The sequence below is a fragment of the Microbacterium immunditiarum genome (genome assembly GCF_013409785.1).
Taxonomy (GTDB): domain Bacteria; phylum Actinomycetota; class Actinomycetes; order Actinomycetales; family Microbacteriaceae; genus Microbacterium; species Microbacterium immunditiarum.
On the sequence record NZ_JACCBV010000001.1, the window covers coordinates 2,384,312 to 2,403,552 of the forward strand.

The window sequence follows — 19,241 nt, forward strand, 5'->3', positions numbered from 1 at the left end:
GGGTGTCCAGCCGGCTCGTCACCCGCACTCGCCGCGCCGGCGCCGCCCCGTCGGGGGTGGGCGCTCGTCGGCCGCTGGCGATCGTGCTCGCACTCGCGCTCAGCGCTCTCCTCAGCGCGTGCACGCAGCCGTCTTCGGAGCCGACGACCACCTCCACCGCTGGGCCGAGCACACCGGCCGCGTCGCCGACGCCAACGCCGACGCCGACCCAACCGGTCCTCGTGCCCGATGGGACCGCGGAAGAGAACCTGCCGCTGTTCGCGCAGGTCGTCGAGACCGTGTGGGCGTCGCCCGGCCGGGTGTCCGGTCGCGCCTACATCGACGCCCTCGTGGCGGCGGGCTTCGACAAGGCCGCGATGCAGGTGACGAACGACCAGACGACGATCGGCGATCCGGCCGAGAGCATCCAATTCTCGGTGCTGTGGGACGATGAGTGTCTCATCGGGCAGGTCGGCCCGGCCACGGGAGAGCCGGTCGCGGTCATCGTGCCCGCTCTCGCGGAGGGCGGATGCCTCATCGGCAACACCCGCCCGATCGACTGGTGATACCCGGCGGCCCGGGCCGCGCGACCCGCTCGAGCGGAATACGGCCCCGCGTCGATCACGTTGATCTTCATAGAGTGCGCCAGCGCGCCCGTCCGCGCTGTTCACGCGCGTGCGGCGTCGGGCTCAGGTCCAGCATCCGATCGGTAGGCTAGGAAGTCGAGTCGATCGCGAGCTGCGCCAGCTCGGTTCGACGATCTCCGCACTCGGCATCGACCACGATGCTGTCGCGCCCCGCCTGGGCGCCCATTCAGACCCCCTCAAGAGGAGCGTGTAAACACCTGTGGCTGAGTACATCTACCAGATGGTCCGCGCCCGAAAGGCCGTCGGCGACAAGCTGATCCTCGACGACGTCACGATGGCGTTCCTGCCCGGGGCGAAGATCGGCATGGTCGGTCCCAACGGCGCCGGCAAGTCGACGATCCTGAAGATCATGGCCGGCCTCGACCACCCGTCGAACGGCGAGGCCAAGCTCACGCCGGGCTACTCGGTGGGCATCCTCATGCAGGAGCCCGAGCTCGACGAGTCCAAGACGGTGCTCGAGAACATCCAGGACGGCATCGCGATCAAGGCGAAGCTCGACCGGTTCAACGAGATCTCCGGCCTCATGGCCGATCCCGACGCGGACTTCGACTCGCTCCTCGCCGAGATGGGCACCCTTCAGGAGGAGATCGACGCGGCGGACGCGTGGGACCTCGACTCGCAGCTCGAGCAGGCGATGGACGCGCTGCGCACCCCGCCCGGGGACTCGCCGATCGGGCCGCTCTCCGGTGGTGAGAAGCGCCGCGTCGCGCTGACGAAGCTGCTCCTGCAGAAGCCGGATCTGCTGCTGCTCGACGAGCCCACGAACCACCTCGACGCCGAGAGCGTGCTGTGGCTCGAGCAGCACCTGCAGAAGTACCCCGGCGCCGTGATCGCGATCACGCACGACCGGTACTTCCTCGACAACGTGGCCGAGTGGATCGCCGAGGTCGACCGCGGCCGGCTCATCGGCTACGAGGGCAACTACTCGACCTACCTCGAGAAGAAGCGCGAGCGCCTCGAGATCCAGGGCAAGAAGGACGCGAAGCTCGCGAAGCGGCTCGCCGACGAGCTCGACTGGGTCCGGTCGAACCAGAAGGGACGTCAGGCGAAGTCGAAGGCCCGCCTGGCGCGGTACGAGGAGATGGCGGCCGAAGCCGAGCGCACGCGCAAGCTCGACTTCGAAGAGATCCAGATCCCGCCGGGGCCGCGCCTTGGCAGTGTCGTGATCGAGGCGAAGAAGCTCAAGAAGGGCTTCAACGGCCGATCCCTCATCGACGGCCTGAGCTTCAGCCTTCCGCCGAACGGCATCGTCGGCGTGATCGGCCCGAACGGCGTCGGCAAGACGACGCTGTTCAAGACGATCGTCGGGCTCGAGTCGCTCGACGGCGGCGACCTGAAGATCGGCGAGACTGTGAAGATCAGCTACGTCGACCAGACCCGCTCGAACATCGACCCGCAGAAGACTCTGTGGGAGGTCGTGTCCGACGGGCTCGACATCATCACGGTCGGCAAGACCGAGATCCCGTCGCGTGCGTATGTGTCGAAGTTCGGCTTCAAGGGACCCGACCAGCAGAAGAAGGCCGGTGTGCTCTCCGGTGGTGAGCGGAACCGCCTGAACCTCGCGCTGACGCTCAAGGAGGGCGGCAACCTGCTGCTGCTCGACGAGCCGACCAACGACCTCGACGTCGAGACCCTGCAGTCGCTCGAGAACGCGCTGCTGGAGTTCCCCGGCTGCGCCGTCGTCATCACGCACGACCGCTGGTTCCTCGACCGCGTCGCGACGCACATCCTCGCGTGGGAGGGCACCGACGAGGACCCCGACAACTGGTACTGGTTCGAGGGCAACTTCGAGGCCTACGAGGAGAACAAGATCGCGCGCCTCGGGCCCGAGGCCGCGAAGCCGCACCGCTACACCTACCGCAAGCTCACCCGTGACTGACTCGTCGTCGACCCGTGCCGCCGACTCGTCCGGCGGCACGGGCACGCGCCTGCACATCCCGATCCCGCTCCGCTGGGGCGACCTCGACGCGTTCAATCACGTGAACAACACGGCGATGCTGAAGCTGCTCGAGGAGGCACGTGTGCGGGCGTTCTGGCAGCCCGACGAGGGCGAGACCGCGCCGACGACCGCGGTCCTCGACTCGGGCCTGCACAGCGGTGTCCTCACGCTCATCGCGCGGCAGGAGATCGAGTACCTCGCGCCCGTGCCGTACCAGCGGCATCCGCTCGACATCCAGATGTGGTTCGGAAAGCTCGGCGGCTCGAGCATCGAGGTCTGCTACGAAGTGTGCAGCCCGCTCGAGACCGCCGGACTCGCGGGCGGGCAGACGGTCTACGCGCGCGCGGTGACCGTCGTCGTGAAGGTCGACGCCACGACCGGCAGGCCGTTGCGCCTCAGCCGCGAAGAGCGAGAGGCCTGGGAGCCGTTCCTTGGAGACCCGATCGAGTTCTCGCACCGGCGCTGACGGACGCGCCCGCGGGGCATCCGCATCAAGCGGGCGATCCGCCCTCCATCGGCACGCGGATCATGATCTCCTGAGCGACGCTCGCGAGGAGGCGCCCGTCGCGCGTGTAGATCCGGCCGGTCGACAAGCCGCGGCCGCCGCGGGCGCTCGGGGACTCCTGCACGTAGAGCATCCACTCGTCGACGCGCCCGTCGCGATGCCACCACATGCCGTGATCGAGGCTCGCGACCTTCAGGCCCGGCGTCGCCCACGCCAAGCCGTGCGCGCGCAGCACGGACTCCTGGATCGTCAGGTCGCTGAGGTACGCGAGCGCCGCACGATGGATCGTCGGGTCGTCGGGGATCGGGCGGCGGATCTTCATCCACACCGCCTGGCGCGGCACGCGCTCGCCCTCGACCGCGAGGTACACGGGCGACGGGACGTGGCGCAGATCGGCCGGACGGTCCATGAAGAACCGCTTGGACATCGGATGCAGGCCCGTGAGGTGATCCTCGAAGTCGGGCAGCTCCTCGGGGGTGGGGATGCCCGTCGGCATCGGAGCCTGGTGCTCGAGCCCCGGCGTCTCGATCTCGAACGACGCGATCATCGAGAAGATCGGCAGCCCCTCCTGGAACGCCTGCGTGCGCCGCGTCGAGAACGACCGTCCGTCGTGGATGCGGTCCACGGCGAACGTGATGCCCTGGCTCGCGTCGCCCGGGCGCAGGAAGTAGCCGTGCATCGAGTGCGCGATGCGGTCGGTGGGAACGGTGCGCGCAGCAGCGACGATCGCCTGGGCGAGCACCTGGCCGCCGTAGACGCGACCGAGGGGCATCCGATGCGACACACCCGTGAAGATGTCTTCGGTCGTGCGCGCCTCGGAATCGTTCAGAGCGAGCACGTCGAGCATCGACGCGACGGGGTCGGGGTCGGGAGTGACGCCCTCGGGCACCGGCTGGCTCGCGTCGGTCACGAAGCCTCCCGTCTGCCCGGCCGATTCGCCGGCCGCCCTTGGTAGTTTAGGCGGATGCCCGCCCGACTGCCGTTCGCCGACGCGCACGCCGCGGCCGACGCCCTGACCTTCGCCGGGCGGACGACGCGCTTGGGCGATGGAGCCGTACGCCTCGCCGGGAGGAACGGCGTCCTCGCGATGACCTCGGCCCCGCTCGCCCCGCGCGGTCTGCTCGACAGCACGCCCACGATCCTCGGCATGCGGGCGGTCCCGGTGGATCCCGAGCTCGAGTGCGACTTCGTCGTGGAAGCGGACGCGCTCTCGCGCGACCCCGCCGACGTACGTGCCATCCTGCTGCCCGACACGGCCCTCTCGCCCGCGTGGGCGGGCGTCACGCCGCCGAGGTCGGGGTGGAGCGAGGTGGGGCGGGTCGCGGCATCCGTGCTCGCCGAGCGAGCGCAGTGGGGGATCGCGGCCGTGGCCCACGCGGTTCCGACGGATGCCGGCGAGGATGCCGTGCGCGCGGTGCGCGCCTCGATCTGGGGTGCGCCGGATGACGCCCTCGGCGGACTCCCGCGGGGAGTCGCCTTCGCGGCCTTCGCACTCGGGTTCATCGCGGGGGAGGAGGACGTCCCCGTCCGGAGGTCGGGCACGTGGACCAGACTCACCTTCGCGCGCGGGCACGTGCTCGCGCGCGGACCGGCGCGCGTCGGACTCACCGACGTGAGGCGCACCGGGTCATCCGGCTGACCGAACGCCGGGCTAGACCGCTGCGGCCGCCGCACGCCCGGCGACGCGCCCTGAGAAGAGGCATCCGCCCACGAATGTCCCCTCGAGGGCGCGGTAGCCATGGACGCCGCCGCCGCCGAAGCCGGATGCCTCGCCCGCCGCGTACAGGCCGGCGATCGGCTGCCCGTCCGCGCCGAGCGCGCGGCTCTGCAGGTCGGTCTCGATGCCGCCGAGGGACTTGCGCGTCAGCACGTGGAGCTTCACCGCGATGAGCGGCCCGTTCGACGGGTCGAGGATCCGGTGCGGGACCGCGGTGCGGACGAGCCGGTCACCGCGATACGAGCGCGCGGAGCGCAGCATCGCGATCTGCGCGTCCTTGGTGAACTCGTTGTCGATCTCACGGTCGCGCGCCTCGAGCTCGAACCGCACGCGGTCGCCGTCGAGCACGTCCCCGCCGGGGAGCGCCTGCATGCCCGCGATGAGCTCGTCGAGGTCGTCGCGCACGACGAAGTCGGCGCCCTTGTCCATGAACGCCTGCACGGGGCCCGCCGCACCCTTGCCGAGGCGCGACTTGACCAGCAGCGGGAGATCCTTGCCGGTCAGGTCGGGGTTCTGCTCGCTGCCCGAGAGCGTGAACTCCTTCTCGATGATCTTCTGCGACAGCACGAACCACGAGTGGTCGTACCCGGTGGCGCGCAGGTGCGCGAGGGTGCCGAGCGTGTCGAAGCCGGGGAAGAGCGGCACGGGCAGCCGGTGGCCGGTCGCGTCGAGCCAGACCGAAGACGGGCCGGGCAGGATGCGGATGCCGTGGTCCGGCCAGACCGGATCCCAGTTCTGGATCCCCTCGACGTAGTGCCACATGCGGTCTCGGTTGATGAGGCGTGCGCCGGCGGAGTCGGCGACGATCTGCATCGAGCCGTCCACGTAGGCGGGCACGCCCGTGACCATCGTCGACGGTGCGGGACCGAGTCGCTCGGGCCACCACTGACGCACCAGGTCGTGGTTTCCGCCGATGCCGCCCGACGCGACGATCGTCGCTCCGGCGGTCACCTCGAACGAGCCCACGACCTCGCGTGAGGTCGCCACGCCGCGGGCCGCTCCCGAGGGCTCGAGGATGTCGCCGCTCGCACCCGTCACGGCGCCGTCGGAGGTCGTGAGCGCCGTCACGCGGTGCCGGGGGAGGATCGTGAGTCGTCCCGCCGCCTCAGCGGCCTCCACGGCGGACTGGAACGGCGCCACGAGCCCCGGACCGGTGCCCCACGTGATGTGGAAGCGCGGCACCGAGTTCCCGGGCCCTGCGGCCGTGTAGCCGCCGCGCTCCGCCCAGCCGACGACGGGGAAGAACCCGACGCCCTTCGCACGCAGCCACGTGCGCTTCTCGCCGTGCGCGAACTGCAGGTAGGCCTCGGCCCACCGGCGCGGCCAGGCATCGTCCTCGCGGTCGAAGCCCGCGTTGCCGAACCAGTCCTGGCGCGCGAGCTCGAGCGAGTCCTTGATGCCGAACCGCCGCTGCTCGGGCGAGTCGATGAAGAACAGACCGCCGAACGACCACCACGCCTGACCGCCGAGGTTCGTACGGGGCTCCTGGTCGACGATGACGACGCGCTTTCCGGCGGCGACCGCCTCGGATGCGGCCACGAGACCGGCCAGACCCCAGCCGATGACGAGCAGGTCCGCGGAGTGGGGCGAGGGTGCGGGCATGGCGACTCCTTTGTCGTGTGCTGCGTGGTGGCGGGGGGTCAGTCGGTGTCGGGCGGCTGAGCAGCCGTCACGGGGATCGACGACCGCGGCACGTTCCGCGCGTTGGGGCCGGGCACGATCGTCGCATCGCGCCCGCCCGCGGCGGGCCCGATGCCGGACGGCTCGAACGTGTTCACCATCGCGAAGGCGGCGCGCTGCAGGTAGTCCCACAGCGTCTCCTCGTGGAGCGGCGGAAGCTGCAGTTCGTCGAGCGCGTCGCGCATGTGCTGGAGCCACCGGTCGCGAGCGTCGGGGTTGACGTGGAACGCGGCGTGCCGCATCCGCAGTCTCGGGTGCCCGCGCCGTTCGCTGTACGTCGTGGGTCCGCCCCAGTACTGCTCGAGGAACATCGTGAGCCGCTCGCGTGCGGGACCGAGGTCCTCTTCGGGGTACATCGGGCGCAGCACCTCGTCGTCGGCCACGCCGCGATAGAACGCGTCGACGAGGCGGACGAAGGTCTCGTGGCCGCCGACCTCCTCGTAGAAGGTGAGGGGCGTGGCATCCGCGTTCTCGGTCATGACGTACTCCCGCTCGGATCCTGCTTCGGCTGCTTGGGCTTCTTCGGCTTCCACACGACACCGCCCGCGCTGGCCGCGCCGGGTGGCACGGGGTTGGGCTTCGTCTTGGGCGGGTTGGCGCCGCGCACGCGCTGTGCACCCTCGAGACCCGTCAGCATGATCGTGTTGAGCTGTGGGAGCGTGAGCCCGAGCCCGTCGATCGCATGCTTGAGCCGCATGCGCAGCTCGCGGGCGACGTCGTCCTTCGCGTTCGGGCGCGTCTTCATGACGACGCGGATGACCAGCGCGTCGCCCGTCACCGACTCGAGACCCCACACCTCAGGCTGCTCGAGGATGCGCGTGCGCCACTTCGGCTCCTTGTGCAGCGCCTTGGCCGCCTCGAGCAGAGCGTCCTCGACCTGCTCGATGTCGGCGTCGGCCGGCACCGCGAGATCGATGATGACGCGCGACCAGCCCTGGGACATGTTGCCGATGCGCGTGATCTCGCCGTTGCGCACGTACCAGAGCGTCCCGTTGACATCGCGCACGTGCGTGATGCGGACGCTGACGTACTCGACGATGCCCGAGGCGAGGCCGACGTCGACGACGTCGCCGATGCCGATCTGGTCCTCCGCGACGATGAAGATGCCGTTGAGCACGTCCTTGACGATGTTCTGCGCGCCGAAGCCGAGTCCCGCGCCGATCGCGGCCGACAGGAGCGCGAACGAGCCGAGCACCGACGAGTCGATGACGTTGACGATCATCAGGATCGCGACGATCACGATCGCCACGTTGACGATGTTCTGCAGGATCGAGCCCAGCGTGCGCGTGCGCTGCACGAGCCGCACGGCGGCGAGCGGGCTGCGCTCGAGCGCCTGGGTGTCATCGACGCGAGCCTTGTTCTTGGCACCCGACACGATGCGGTTGACGATGCGCCGGATGACGAACCTCAGCAGCCACGAGACGACGAACGCGCCGACGATGATCGCCGCGATGGCGAGCGCCTTGCCACCGGTGAAGGTGATGATCTCGAGCCACCACTCCCAGGACCACTGGGTGGGCGGAGCCGTTGCGAGCGGGGCGATGTCCATTGTCACGATCTTAACGAGCCGAGGCGGGGAGATGCGGATGCCCCGGCCGTCCGCGCGCGCCGGGCCGGGGCATCCGGATCGCGTGATTACTGCGCGTCGCGCTCCTGCACCGAGAGGGCGCGCTCGACGCCCGCGAGGTTCTCGAGCACGAGGCGGCGCAGTGCGGGCGCCGCGTCGGCGTTCGCCTCGAGCCACGCGCGCGTCGCGTCGCGCAGTCCGCGGTTCGCGAGCGGGGCCGGGTACAGGCCCGTGATGAGGTACTCGGCGATCTTGTAAGTGCGGGACTCCCACACCGGCAGCAACATCGCGAAGTACCGCTCGACGAACGCGGTCAGGTCGCCGACGGTCGCGGGGTGCGTGAAGCCGAGCGTCGCCGAGCGCACGATGGTGTTCGGCAGGTCGTCCTTGTCGATGAGCGATGACCACGCAGCGTTCTTCGCCTCGGGGCCGGGGAGTGCGGCCTTCGCCTGCGCCGCGAACTCGCCGCCCTTCGCGGTGTTGTCGGCGGCGAGGGCCGCGTCGATGTCGCCGGTCGTCACGACGCCGCCCGCGGCGAGCGACACGAGCAGCTGCCATGACAGGTCGGTGTCGATCTCGAGCCCGTCGAGCTCGATCTCGCCGTCGCGCACCTGGCGCACGGTCTCCCACTGCGCGGGGGTCGCGGCGGCGTTCGCGAACGCGGTCACGAACTGCAGCTGGCTGTCGCTTCCGGCCTCAGCCGCCTGGGCGAGCTCCCACAGGCCGTCGGCGACCCTCTCGCGCGACGCGGTGCGCTTGTCGGGCGCTACGTAGGAGTTCGCGGCGAGCTGCAGCTGTGCGAGGGTGGTCCGCACGGTTGTCGACTCGGTCTCGGCGCCGATGTTGCGCAGCACGAGGTCGATGTAGTCGCTCGCCGATGCCTCGGCGTCGCGCGTCTGGTCCCACGCGGCGCCCCACACGAGCGAACGGGCCAGCGGATCGCTGATCTTCGCGAGGTGGTCGATCGCCGTGCGCAGCGACTGCTCGTCGAGGCGGATCTTCGCGTACGCGAGATCGTCATCGTTGAGCAGCACCAGGTCGGGGCGCGTGCGGCCCTTGAGCTCGGGGACCTCGGTGAGGTCGCCGTCGACGTCGAGCTCGATGCGGTGCGTGCGCACGAGCGCGTCGCCCTGCAGGTCGTAGAACCCGACGCCGAGGCGGTGCGGGCGGATCGTGGGGTAGTCCGCGGGGGCGGTCTGCACGATCGCGAAGCGCGTGATTCCGCCGTCCACGTCGGTCCGGATCTCGGGGGAGAGCGTGTTGACGCCGGCGGTCTCCAGCCACTTCTTCGACCAGCTCGACAGCTCGCGGCCGCTCGTGGTCTCAAGCTCGGCGAGCAGGTCGGACAGCTCGGTGTTCGACCACTCGTGCTTCTTGAAGTAGGCGGCGACGCCGGCGAAGAACTGCTCGATGCCGACCCACGCGGCGAGCTGCTTGAGCACCGATCCGCCCTTGGCGTAGGTGATGCCGTCGAAGTTGACCTGTACGTCCTCGAGGTCGCGGATCTCGGCGACGACCGGATGCGTCGACGGAAGCTGGTCCTGGCGGTACGCCCAGGTCTTCTCCATCGCGTTGAACGTGGTCCACGCCTCAGTCCACTCGGTCGCCTCGGCGGTCGCGATCGTCGACGCCCACTCGGCGAACGACTCGTTGAGCCACAGGTCGTTCCACCACTTCATGGTCACGAGGTCGCCGAACCACATGTGCGCGAGCTCGTGGAGGATCGTGACGACGCGGCGCTCCTTGACGGCATCCGTCACCTTCGACCGGAAGACATACGTCTCGGTGAACGTGACCGCGCCCGCGTTCTCCATGGCGCCGGCGTTGAACTCGGGGACGAAGAGCTGGTCGTACTTCGCGAACGGGTACGGGTAGTCGAACTTGTCCTCGAAGTACGCGAAGCCCTGGCGGGTCTTCTCGAAGATGTAATCGGCGTCGAGGTGCTGCCACAGGCTCTTGCGCCCGTAGACGCCGAGCGGGATCACACGGCCCGACGAGCTCGTGAGCTCGGAGAACGTCGCCTCGTACGGGCCGGCGATGAGGGCCGTGATGTACGACGAGATGCGGGGCGTCGGGTCGAACGCCCACGTCGCGGTGGCCGCATCATCCGGGCCCTGAGCCTGATGCAGGGTCGGCTCGGGGGTGGGGGAGTTCGACACGACCTTCCAGGCCGCGGGCGCGGTGACGGTGAACTGGAACGTCGCCTTGAGGTCGGGCTGCTCGAACACGGCGTACACGCGGCGCGAGTCCGGCACCTCGAATTGCGAGTAGAGGTACACCTCGCCGTCGACCGGGTCGACGAAGCGGTGCAGACCCTCGCCGGTGTTCGTGTAGAGGCAGTCGGCGTCGATCACGAGCTCGTTCTCGGCGGCGAGGCCGTCGAGGGCGATGCGCGAGTCGGCGAACGCGGTGGCGGGGTCGATGGACCGGCCGTTGAGCATGATCTCGCGCACGTCGCGGGCGATGAGGTCGATGAAGGTCGAAGCGCCCTCGGTCGCGGCGAACCGCACGACTGTGCGGGACCCGAAGACCTCCGCCCCGCGGGTCAGGTCGAGCGTGACCTCGTACGAGTGGGTGTCGACGATCGCTCGGCGCTCCTGCGCCTCGACGCGGGTGAGGTTCTCTCCAGGCACTGCGTTCTCTCCCAGGGGTGAAGGGGATGGGCGCCCGTGCCACGCCGTTCGCGCGCACGGCAACCCTGACACTCTACGTCAGGGCTCGGCATCCGCCCTCACCCCTGCGAGCACTCAGCGCAGCAGGTACCCGCGCAGCATCTCGTGCTCGGCCGGCAGCGTCTCGACGCGCGCGAAACCGGCGCGCTGCGCGTACTCCCGGAGCGTCGACGGGCGCAGGACGGTCCCGGTCGCGGCGCCGTCGGGCAGGGCGAGCGGATGCTGCGCCATCGTCGCCGGAAGGCAGTGCAGCACGCTGATCGCGTACAGCACGCGCTCCACGGGGTCGTCGCTCGGCGCCGTGAACTCGTCCGGCGTGCGCTCGTCGACGACGACGACGAAGCCGTCGGGCTTGACGACGCGGTGTGCCTCGGCGAGCGCGGCGACCGGGCGGGCGAGATCGTGCACGGCCTCGACGATGAGCACGAGGTCGTACATCGCATCGGCGGCCCCGAGCGCCGCGATGTCGGCGTTCAGGAAGCACACCCGGTCGGCGAGGCCTGCGGCGTCACCGGCTGCCGGCCGCCTCTCGTGCGATATGGCTGCGGGCGTGCTCGATCGCCGACGGCAGGTCGGCGAAGAGGTGCTTGTGGTGACGCAGCGAGTCGAGCACGCCGACCGTGCGGAACAGCTCCTCGTGCCCGGGCTGAACGCCCTTGATGAGCACGGTGACGCCGCGCCGCTCGAGGGACTGCACGATCTCGGTGAGCACGCGGGCGCCGCTCGCGTCGACGAGCTCGAGCTGCGACATCCGCAGGATGACGACCGACACGCCCTTCATACGGGTGACGGTCTCGAACACGCGATCGGATGCCGCGAAGAACAGCGGCCCGTCGAAACGGATGATCGCGATGCGCTCGTCGCCCGGTTGCGCGGGCCCGGCGAGGTCCTCGCGGCGGACGCCGGTCGCGCGGGACAGGTTGCGGAGCGCGAACACCCCCGCGGACAGCACCCCGATGCCCACGGCCACGATGAGGTCGAACGACACCGTGATGACCGCCGTGATGACGAACGCGACCGCGTCGGACCGCGTCGAGCGCAGGATCGATCGCACGGTCGCGGCGTGGACCATGCGCGTCGCGGTGATCATGAGCACGCCGGCGAGCGCGGCGAGGGGGATCATCCCGACGGGGCCGGATGCCACGAGCACGATGAGCAGCAGCACGATCGCGTGCGTGATCGACGCGATGCGCGTGCGGCCGCCCGAACGGACGTTGACGGCGGTGCGGGCGATCGCCCCGGTCGCCGGCATACCGCCGAACAGGCCGGATGCCACGGACGCGAGACCCTGTCCCACGAGCTCGCGGTCGGGGTCGTAGGGTCCGGTGTCGGCGAGCGACGCCGCCACGCGCGCCGACAGAAGCGACTCGATCGCCGCGAGGGCTGCGACGGTGAGCGCGGCGGGGACGAGGGCGCCGAGTGCGGCCGGATCGATCGACGGGAGCGACGGGGCGGGGAGGGTCGACGGGAGCACGCCGATGACCGCGAGCGGTGTGGGAAGGACAACGGCGAGCACGGCGACGATCGCGATGCCGATGAGCGAACCCGGCAGCGAGGGATGGATCTTCGGCGCGATGAGCATGCACGCGGCGACGATCGCGACCGCCCCGAGCCCCCACGGCACGTACGACCAGTCCGCCTCGATGACCGACTGCACGGCGGCGACGATCGCGTTCGAACTGTGCTCGCCCGCGTGCGGCGTCGCGGGCGACGTCACGAGCGGCACCTGCTGCATGAAGATGATGAGCGCGATGCCGAGCGTGAAGCCCTCGATCACCGGCCACGGGATGAACGACACCGCACGGCCGAGCCGCAGAGCCCCCGCGGCGAGCACGGCGATGCCGGCGAGCACGCTCACCGCCGCGATCGCCCCCATGCCGTGCGACGCGACGATCGGGAGCAGCACGACCACCATGGCTCCCGTGGGGCCGGACACCTGCACGTTGGATCCGCCGAAGACCGCGGCGACCAGGCCCGCGACGATCGCGGTGATGAGCCCCTGCTCGGCCGTGAGTCCCGAGCTCACGCCGAAGCCGAGCGCGAGCGGCAGCGCGACGATGCCGACGGTCACCCCGGCGATGAGGTCGCGGCGCCACGTGCGCTTCGCGGGGCGATAGTCGTCGGGGGAGGGGAGCAGCGACAGCGCTGCGGCGCCCGCACGCCGCCACCGTGAGGCGGGGACGGTGGCATCCGTCGCGCGGGTCATCGCGGAGCCCCCGGCAGCTCGGGCAGCCCGTCGGCGTCGGCGAGGCGCGCGCCGTCGGAGCGGAGCATCTCGAGCAGCAGCGCGCGCGCGATCGCGAGGAGGTCGGCGACGCGCGGCTCGGCGAGCCTGTAGTACACGTGGCTCGCGCGCCGCTCGGACGACACGAGGCGGTGACGGCGCAGCACGGCGAGGTGCTGCGACAGGTGTGAGGCCTCGAGTCCGGTCTCATCCTGAAGGACCGCGACGCTGAGCTCGGGCGCGCTCGCGAGGAGTTCGAGGATGCGGATGCGGAACGGGTGCGACAAGCCCTTGAAGAGGCCGGCCTTCACCTCGTAGAGCGGACTCTGCTGCTGGGTAAATGGCATGATGAAACCATCATATCGTGTCCTCGAGCGCACTCCGAACCGGCGGGCTCTCCGCCGTGCGGTGCGAGGATGGACTGGTGAGCGCAGAAGCACAGCAGGTCCCCTTCGCATCGCCCGCGGCGAGCGGCGGCGACCCGTACGTCGAGACCCCGGTTCCCTACGACGCCATCCTCCTCGCGAGCTTCGGCGGGCCCGAGGGGCAGGAGGACGTCATCCCCTTCCTGCGCAACGTGACGCGCGGCCGCGGCATCCCCGACGAGCGGCTCGAAGAGGTCGCGCACCACTACCGCGCCTTCGGTGGCGTGAGCCCCATCAACGCGCAGAATCGTCAGCTCAAGGCGGCGCTCGAGGACGAGCTCGCCCGCCGCGGCATCGACCTGCCGGTGTACTGGGGCAACCGCAACTGGGCGCCGTACCTCGATGAGGCGGTGACGGATGCCGCGGCATCCGGCCACACGAATCTCATCGCGATCGCCACGAGCGCCTACAGCTCCTTCTCGAGCTGCCGTCAGTACCGCGAGGACTTCGCACGCGTGCTCGCCGACACGGGACTCGCGGGCACCGTCACGATCGACAAGGTGCGCCAGTTCTTCGATCACCCGGGCTTCGTGCAGCCGTTCATCGACGGCGTGCGCGACGCCGTGACGCAGCTTCTCGGCGAAGGCATCGAAGGGCGGTACATCCGCGTGCTCTTCTCGACGCACAGCGTGCCGACCGCCGACGCGCAGCGGTCCGGCCCACGCGAGGGGGACGAGCTGCACCGCGAGTGGGGCGAGGGCGGCGCGTACGCCGCGCAGCACGAGGCGGTCGCGGCGTACGTGATGGCGCAGGTCGAGGCATCCGTCGACGCCGTCGACATCGGGTGGGAGCTCGTCTATCAGTCGCGCTCCGGTCCGCCCAGCCAGCCATGGCTCGAGCCCGACATCAACGACGTCATCGAAGGACTGCCCGCGATCGCCGTGCGCGCGGTCGTCATCGTGCCGGTCGGGTTCATCAGCGACCACATGGAGGTCCTGTGGGACCTCGACACCGAGGCGACGGATGCCGCGACCGCCGCCGGCCTCCGAGTCCTGCGCACTCCCACCCCGGGCGTGGACCCCGCGTTCGTGGCGGGACTCGTCGATCTCGTCGAGGAGCGGCTGCGCGGGGTGCCGGCGGCCGAGCGTCCGCACGTGACCGAGCTGGGGCCCTGGTTCGACGTGTGCCGGCCCGCGTGCTGCGAGAACGTGCGCGCCGGTTTCAAGCCCGCGGCGGCGGGCTTGGCGCCCTGACTCGTCCGTAGGATTGAGGTCATGCGCATCCACATCGCGACCGACCACGCCGGCCTCGAGTTCTCCACCCAGCTGCAGCACCATCTGGCCGGTCAGGGTCACGATGTGGTCGACCACGGACCGATCGAGTACGACCCCGTCGACGACTACCCGGCCTTCTGCATCCGTGCGGCTCAGGCGGTCGTGCGCGACCAGGAGGCGGGCATCGACGCGCTCGGCGTCGTGTTCGGCGGCTCGGGCAACGGCGAGCAGATCGCGGCCAACAAGGTGCGCGGCGTGCGGGCCGCCCTCGTGTGGAGCATCGCGACCGCCGAGCTCGCGCGCGAGCACAACGACGCGAACGTGATCGCGATCGGCGCCCGCCAGCACACGTTCGAGGAGGCCGCGTCGTTCATCGACCGGTTCATCTCGACGCCCTTCTCGAACGAGGAGCGCCACGTGCGGCGCATCGGCCAGATCGCCGCATTCGAGGCCGACGGCACGCTCGAGCCGGACCCGCGTGCGACGGTGGGCGAGCCGGACGTGCTCGCCGACGACTCGAGCTCGTTCGACCCCGAAGCCGGCTGATGCCCGAGGGCCATTCCGTCCATCGGATCGCCCGCCAGTTCGACCGCAACTTCGTCGGCCGCACGGTGACGGCGTCCAGTCCGCAGGGCAGGTTCGCCGAGGGCGCCGCCGTGATCTCGGGGCGCACCGTGACGAGCGTGCGCGCGGTCGGCAAGCAGATGTTCCTCGAGTTCGACGACGACATCTGGCTGCGCGTCCACCTCGGCATGTACGGCGCGTGGGACTTCGCCGGCGAGATCCTCGTCGACCCGACGATCGCCTCGGCGAACGGACGCATGGGCCAGACGAACCAGCGGGGCACGACGCTCGAAGACGAGCCGATCCTGGACTCCGCAGGCGAGAACTCGCTCACGTCGATCGGCGCGCCGCGGCGGACCCGCGTGCACGTGCGCATGTCGGAGCAGACGACGGGCCTGCCCGACGAGGGCGCCGAGTGGCCGCCCCCGATTGTGGGTCAGGTGCGCCTGCGGCTGCTCACCGACGTGACGTGCGCTGACCTGCGCGGGCCGACCGCGTGCGAGCTTCTCACGCCCGACGAGGTGTCGGCAGTGATCGCGAAGCTCGGTCCGGACCCGCTCGTCGACGACGTGCAGGAGGGCGAGGAGCGCTTCGTGTCGGTCGTGCGGCGCAAGCCGACCTCGATCGCGCTCCTGCTCATGGACCCGAGCGTCGTGAGCGGCATCGGCAACGTCTACCGCGCCGAGCTGCTGTTTCGCGCCCGCCTCAACCCGCACACGCCGGGCCGCGACGTCCCCGAGGAGGTCGTACGCGAGCTGTGGCGCGACTGGGTGCGTCTGCTCTCGATCGGCGTCGAGACGGGTCAGATGATGACGATGGACGGGCTCGGCCCCGACGCGTACCGCAAGGCGATGGCGCACCGCGACGATCGCCACTGGGTGTACCACCGCGCCGGGCTGCCGTGCCGCGTGTGCGGCACCGCGATCGTCGTCGAGGAGCTCGCGACTCGCAAGCTGTACTGGTGCCCGACCTGCCAGGCGTGACGCGGCGCTGAGGGCGGCCTCACAGATCGTCGACGGGCGCCGGCCCGTCGATCCACGACCACTCGGTGTCGCGCATGAACCACGCGCCCCATGTCTTCTCGGCCGCGGCGACGTCGACGCCATAGTGCTCGAGCACGCCGTGCACAAGATCGTCGACGCGCTCCACGGTCGGATCGTCGTAGAGCGCCGAGATGTCGTCGAGCAGCCCGACGGGCCGGTTCGGGGCATCCGCTGTGACCCGCAGCAGCCACTTGTGGAAGGGGAAGAGCATCGCGTTCTCGTTCAGCACGATGCGGCACGCGAACAGCACCGCGCGGTTCAGCGAGATGCCGCGCAGGTAGGGGTTCTGCTTCTCCCACCCCTGCTCGTGGTACCAGCGCCACGCGAGCGCCTGCGACACGAACCGCTCGCGCCGCTGCGCTTGTTCCTCGACCGGGAAGCGCACGACCCCCGTGAGCGTCTCGTCGAGGCCGGGCGCGCGCGAGAACAGCACGCGCGCGTCCTGGTAGCCCCACCGCGTCGCGTCGTCCCCGCGCGCGGCGACGTCCTCGAGGAAGCGCCGCGAGACGTACTTGCCGTCGACGTACCCGCCTTCGTAGGTGCTGAGGTCGTGGCTGACGAAGCCGGTGTCGGGCACGGCGAGCCGACGCTCGAACTCGTCGTGCGGCACGACGATCACGATGTCGACATCGGATGCCTCGGTGCCGAAGCCGTGCGCGAGCGAGCCGGTGAGCAGCAGAGCCTCGACGTCGGGCTGGGCGGAGAAGTGCGCAAAGACGCGCTCGACGGTCTCGAGCTGGTGCGGCCAGATGCGCACGTCGTCGAGCGGGGGGAGGGCAATGGTCACAGACGCACACGCTAGCGTGCGGCGGGGCTCCCTCGCGATCGCTCGCACTCGCAGGGACTCGTAGGCTGGTGACGTGCGCCAGAACCCGTCCTTCGCGATGACCGACGTCAGCGAGCTGCGTCGGCTCATCGATCAGAACCCGTGGGTCACGCTCGTCAGCGGCACCGACGACGGACTCGTCGCCTCGCACTACGCCGTGCTGCTCGACGAGGGCCGCGACGACCTCACCATCGTGGGGCATGTCGGGCGTCCTGACGACATCGTGCACGGCCTCGGCCGGCGCGAGCTGCTCGTCGTCGTGCAGGGGCCCCACGGGTACATCTCACCCGGCTGGTACGGCGACACCCAGTCCGTCCCCACCTGGAACTTCGTGGCCGCTCACCTCACGGGCGTCCCCGAGCTGCTGTCGACCGAAGAGAATCTCGCGGTGCTCGACCGGCTCGTCGCGAGATTCGAGAGCCGGATGCCGCAGCCGAGGCTCATGTGGCAGCCGCCCAACGACCGATCGTTCATCGAGAAGCTCGAGAAGGGCACGGTCGGCTTCCGGCTGACGCCCACGCGCGTCGTCGCGAAGCGCAAGCTCAGCCAGAATAGGAGTCCCGAGGTCGTCGAGACGATCATCGCGGAGCTCTCGGGCGACGGCCCGTACGCCGATCCGCAGCTGGCAGCCGAGATGCGCCGTGCGCACGACGCGATCGCCGCGGCGCGCGCAGCACTCGAGGCCGCAGACGCGGGTCCGACCCGATGACGCTCGCGCGCGGCGAGCGCGTCGCGGTCATCGCGAACGTGCGCCTGACCGGACGCGACCGCCTCGATCCGTTCGGCGCCGACCCCGTCGACGTCCACGTCGCGGACGGCGTGATCGCCGACATCGCCCCTGCGAAAGCGCTGCCGCGACGAGGCGCCGTGCTCGATGCCGCGGGGTCATGGCTCATTCCGGGGCTCTGGGACCACCACGTGCACACGGTCCAGTGGGCGCTGGTGGCGCAGCGGGAGGCGCTGGGGCACGCGGCATCCGCCGCGGAGGCGGCTGCGATCATGGCGAACGCACCCGTCCTCGCGGACGGCCGTCGCGTGGGCACCGGGTTCCGCGACGCGCTGTGGTCCGACCGGCCGACTCTCGCGATGCTCGACGCGGCGACCGGCGAGGTGCCGACGTACCTCATCAACGCCGACGTGCACAGCGTGTGGCTGAACTCCGTCGCGCTGCGGCGCGAGGGCTTCGAGGCCGATGAATCCGGCTTCCTGCGCGAGGCGCCCGCATTCGAGATCTCCCGGCGCCTGAACGCCGTCGAGCCGGCGGTCGGCGACGAGCTCGTCTCGGCGATGGCGACGGATGCCGCCGCGCGCGGCGTCGTCGGGATCGTCGACCTCGACATGGCGTGGAACGAGGAGGCCTGGGCGCGGCGGCTCGCCGGCGGGTTCGATGCGCTCCGTGTCGAGTTCGGCGTGTATCCGGACCTCCTCGATCGCGCGATCGCCGAAGGGCTGCGCTCGGGCGACCTCGTGCGCGGTGCGGAGTCCGGCCTCGTGTGCGTCGGCCCGCTCAAGGTCATCACCGACGGCTCACTCGGCACGCGCACGGCGGCGTGCTCGCATCCGTACCCCGGCGATCCGCACAACCACGGCATGCTCACCGTGGATCCCGCCCACCTCGTCGAGCTCATGACGCGCGCGATGGGCGCGGGCCTGGAGTGCGCGATCCACGCGATCGGCGACGTCGCGAACTCTCACGCGCTCGACGCGTTCGCCACGACGGGCGCGGTCGGAACGATCGAGCACGCGCAGCTCGTCTCGGCCGTCGACATCCCGCGCTTCGCCCGGCTCGGTGTCGCCGCGAGCGTGCAGCCCGAGCACGCCGTGGACGACCGCGACCTGACCGACACGATCTGGGCGGAGCAGACGGCGATCCCGTACCCGCTGCGCGCGCTGGCCGACGCGGGCGCGACCCTGCGGTTCGGATCGGACGCCCCCGTCTCGCCCCTCGATCCGTGGGCGGCCCTCGCGGCCGCGGTCCATCGCACGCGCGACGGGCGTCCCGCGTGGCGTCCCGAGCAGGCGCTCGGCGCCGCGACGGCTCTTGCCGCGTCGACGCACGGCGGCTCGGGCGACGACGCCGCCACGATCGAGCCCGGCGTGATCGCGGACCTCGCGATCGTCGAGTACGACCCGCTCACGGCGACGGAGGGCGAGCTGCGAGGCATGCGCGTCTCCGCGACGATGATCGAAGGCCGCCTGACGCACGTGGCCTGACGGCTGCGACGCGCCCGGAGGAACT

General features: G+C 70.6%; 18 protein-coding genes. 9 read left to right on the forward strand and 9 right to left on the reverse strand.

What is annotated here, in order from left to right:
- Window positions 1–2: 2 nt before the first annotated feature.
- The 3 genes from BJ991_RS11070 (at window position 3) to BJ991_RS11080 (ending at window position 3,031) form a co-directional block, all read left to right on the forward strand.
- Window positions 3–545 carry a DUF6993 domain-containing protein gene (locus BJ991_RS11070; protein WP_425487527.1) on the forward strand — a complete coding sequence of 181 codons (543 nt, stop codon included), beginning with the start codon at window positions 3–5 and terminating at the stop codon, window positions 543–545.
- Between the two features lie 280 nt (window positions 546–825).
- Window positions 826–2,505: an energy-dependent translational throttle protein EttA gene (gene ettA, locus BJ991_RS11075; protein WP_179489956.1), complete on the forward strand. Its 1,680-nt coding sequence runs from the start codon at window positions 826–828 to the stop codon at window positions 2,503–2,505.
- On the forward strand, window positions 2,498–3,031 hold the full coding sequence (locus BJ991_RS11080) for a thioesterase family protein (RefSeq protein WP_179489958.1): 534 nt from the start codon (window positions 2,498–2,500) through the stop codon (window positions 3,029–3,031). Before ettA ends, BJ991_RS11080 begins: the two co-directional genes overlap by 8 nt.
- A 25-nt stretch (window positions 3,032–3,056) precedes the next feature.
- Here BJ991_RS11080 and BJ991_RS11085 read toward each other — a convergent pair whose 3' ends face one another.
- Window positions 3,057–3,917 (reverse strand): acyl-CoA thioesterase, encoded by an 861-nt coding sequence (locus BJ991_RS11085; protein WP_179492732.1) that lies wholly within the window; start codon window positions 3,915–3,917, stop codon window positions 3,057–3,059.
- A 117-nt stretch (window positions 3,918–4,034) separates the two neighbouring features.
- Here BJ991_RS11085 and BJ991_RS11090 point away from each other — a divergent pair, with 117 nt between their 5' ends.
- Window positions 4,035–4,709, forward strand: a complete 675-nt coding sequence (locus BJ991_RS11090; RefSeq protein ID WP_179489960.1) for a DUF8185 domain-containing protein — start codon at window positions 4,035–4,037, stop codon at window positions 4,707–4,709.
- Between the two features lie 12 nt (window positions 4,710–4,721).
- Here the strand turns inward: BJ991_RS11090 and BJ991_RS11095 are convergent, their stop codons facing one another.
- The 7 genes from BJ991_RS11095 to BJ991_RS11125 form a co-directional block, all read right to left on the reverse strand.
- Window positions 4,722–6,389: an FAD-binding dehydrogenase gene (locus BJ991_RS11095; RefSeq protein ID WP_179489962.1), complete on the reverse strand. Its 1,668-nt coding sequence runs from the start codon at window positions 6,387–6,389 to the stop codon at window positions 4,722–4,724.
- 38 nt (window positions 6,390–6,427) lie between these two features.
- Window positions 6,428–6,946: a globin gene (locus BJ991_RS11100; protein ID WP_179489964.1), complete on the reverse strand. Its 519-nt coding sequence runs from the start codon at window positions 6,944–6,946 to the stop codon at window positions 6,428–6,430.
- Window positions 6,943–8,016, reverse strand: a complete 1,074-nt coding sequence (locus BJ991_RS11105; protein WP_179489966.1) for a mechanosensitive ion channel family protein — start codon at window positions 8,014–8,016, stop codon at window positions 6,943–6,945. Before BJ991_RS11105 ends, BJ991_RS11100 begins: the two co-directional genes overlap by 4 nt.
- 86 nt (window positions 8,017–8,102) lie before the next feature.
- Window positions 8,103–10,667, reverse strand: coding sequence for an aminopeptidase N (gene pepN, locus BJ991_RS11110; RefSeq protein ID WP_179489968.1), 2,565 nt, complete (start codon window positions 10,665–10,667; stop codon window positions 8,103–8,105).
- A gap of 114 nt (window positions 10,668–10,781) precedes the next feature.
- Window positions 10,782–11,246 (reverse strand): class I SAM-dependent methyltransferase, encoded by a 465-nt coding sequence (locus tag BJ991_RS11115; RefSeq protein WP_343048845.1) that lies wholly within the window; start codon window positions 11,244–11,246, stop codon window positions 10,782–10,784.
- On the reverse strand, window positions 11,215–12,912 hold the full coding sequence (locus BJ991_RS11120) for a SulP family inorganic anion transporter (RefSeq protein WP_179489972.1): 1,698 nt from the start codon (window positions 12,910–12,912) through the stop codon (window positions 11,215–11,217). The genes BJ991_RS11115 and BJ991_RS11120 overlap by 32 nt, the downstream gene beginning before the upstream one ends.
- Window positions 12,909–13,277, reverse strand: a complete 369-nt coding sequence (locus tag BJ991_RS11125; protein ID WP_179489974.1) for an ArsR/SmtB family transcription factor — start codon at window positions 13,275–13,277, stop codon at window positions 12,909–12,911. The genes BJ991_RS11120 and BJ991_RS11125 overlap by 4 nt, the downstream gene beginning before the upstream one ends.
- Window positions 13,278–13,354: 77 nt before the next feature.
- On the opposite strand from BJ991_RS11125, the gene BJ991_RS11130 reads away from it, so the two are divergent.
- From BJ991_RS11130 to BJ991_RS11140, 3 genes are read left to right on the forward strand one after another with little or no spacing between them, the layout of a single operon-like run.
- Entirely contained in the window at window positions 13,355–14,548 is a 1,194-nt protein-coding gene (locus tag BJ991_RS11130) for a ferrochelatase (protein WP_425487528.1), read from the forward strand.
- A 21-nt stretch (window positions 14,549–14,569) separates the two neighbouring features.
- The gene (locus BJ991_RS11135) at window positions 14,570–15,115 is read left to right on the forward strand and encodes a ribose-5-phosphate isomerase (RefSeq protein WP_179489976.1); all 546 of its coding nucleotides are present in this window, start codon (window positions 14,570–14,572) and stop codon (window positions 15,113–15,115) included.
- Window positions 15,115–16,116 (forward strand): Fpg/Nei family DNA glycosylase, encoded by a 1,002-nt coding sequence (locus BJ991_RS11140; RefSeq protein WP_179489978.1) that lies wholly within the window; start codon window positions 15,115–15,117, stop codon window positions 16,114–16,116. The genes BJ991_RS11135 and BJ991_RS11140 overlap by 1 nt, the downstream gene beginning before the upstream one ends.
- Before the next feature lie 19 nt (window positions 16,117–16,135).
- On the opposite strand, the gene BJ991_RS11145 is transcribed toward BJ991_RS11140, so the two are convergent.
- Entirely contained in the window at window positions 16,136–16,963 is an 828-nt protein-coding gene (locus BJ991_RS11145; protein WP_179489979.1) for a nucleotidyltransferase domain-containing protein, read from the reverse strand.
- Window positions 16,964–17,036: 73 nt separating this feature from the next.
- On the opposite strand from BJ991_RS11145, the gene BJ991_RS11150 reads away from it, so the two are divergent.
- Window positions 17,037–17,711, forward strand: a complete 675-nt coding sequence (locus BJ991_RS11150; protein ID WP_179489981.1) for an FMN-binding negative transcriptional regulator — start codon at window positions 17,037–17,039, stop codon at window positions 17,709–17,711.
- The gene (locus tag BJ991_RS11155; protein WP_179489983.1) at window positions 17,708–19,216 is read left to right on the forward strand and encodes an amidohydrolase; all 1,509 of its coding nucleotides are present in this window, start codon (window positions 17,708–17,710) and stop codon (window positions 19,214–19,216) included. Before BJ991_RS11150 ends, BJ991_RS11155 begins: the two co-directional genes overlap by 4 nt.
- Window positions 19,217–19,241: the final 25 nt, after the last annotated feature.

Excerpts from the sequence above, each read along its gene's own strand:
- BJ991_RS11085 (WP_179492732.1), bottom strand. The coding sequence starts at position 3,917 with ATGCTCGACGTGCTCGCTCTGAACGATTCCGAGGCGCGCACGACCGAA.
- BJ991_RS11090 (WP_179489960.1), top strand. The coding sequence starts at position 4,035 with ATGCCCGCCCGACTGCCGTTCGCCGACGCGCACGCCGCGGCCGACGCC.
- BJ991_RS11095 (WP_179489962.1), bottom strand. The coding sequence starts at position 6,389 with ATGCCCGCACCCTCGCCCCACTCCGCGGACCTGCTCGTCATCGGCTGG.
- BJ991_RS11100 (WP_179489964.1), bottom strand. The coding sequence starts at position 6,946 with ATGACCGAGAACGCGGATGCCACGCCCCTCACCTTCTACGAGGAGGTC.
- BJ991_RS11105 (WP_179489966.1), bottom strand. The coding sequence starts at position 8,016 with ATGGACATCGCCCCGCTCGCAACGGCTCCGCCCACCCAGTGGTCCTGG.
- BJ991_RS11120 (WP_179489972.1), bottom strand. The coding sequence starts at position 12,912 with ATGACCCGCGCGACGGATGCCACCGTCCCCGCCTCACGGTGGCGGCGT.
- BJ991_RS11125 (WP_179489974.1), bottom strand. The coding sequence starts at position 13,277 with ATGCCATTTACCCAGCAGCAGAGTCCGCTCTACGAGGTGAAGGCCGGC.
- BJ991_RS11135 (WP_179489976.1), top strand. The coding sequence starts at position 14,570 with ATGCGCATCCACATCGCGACCGACCACGCCGGCCTCGAGTTCTCCACC.
- BJ991_RS11140 (WP_179489978.1), top strand. The coding sequence starts at position 15,115 with ATGCCCGAGGGCCATTCCGTCCATCGGATCGCCCGCCAGTTCGACCGC.
- BJ991_RS11155 (WP_179489983.1), top strand. The coding sequence starts at position 17,708 with ATGACGCTCGCGCGCGGCGAGCGCGTCGCGGTCATCGCGAACGTGCGC.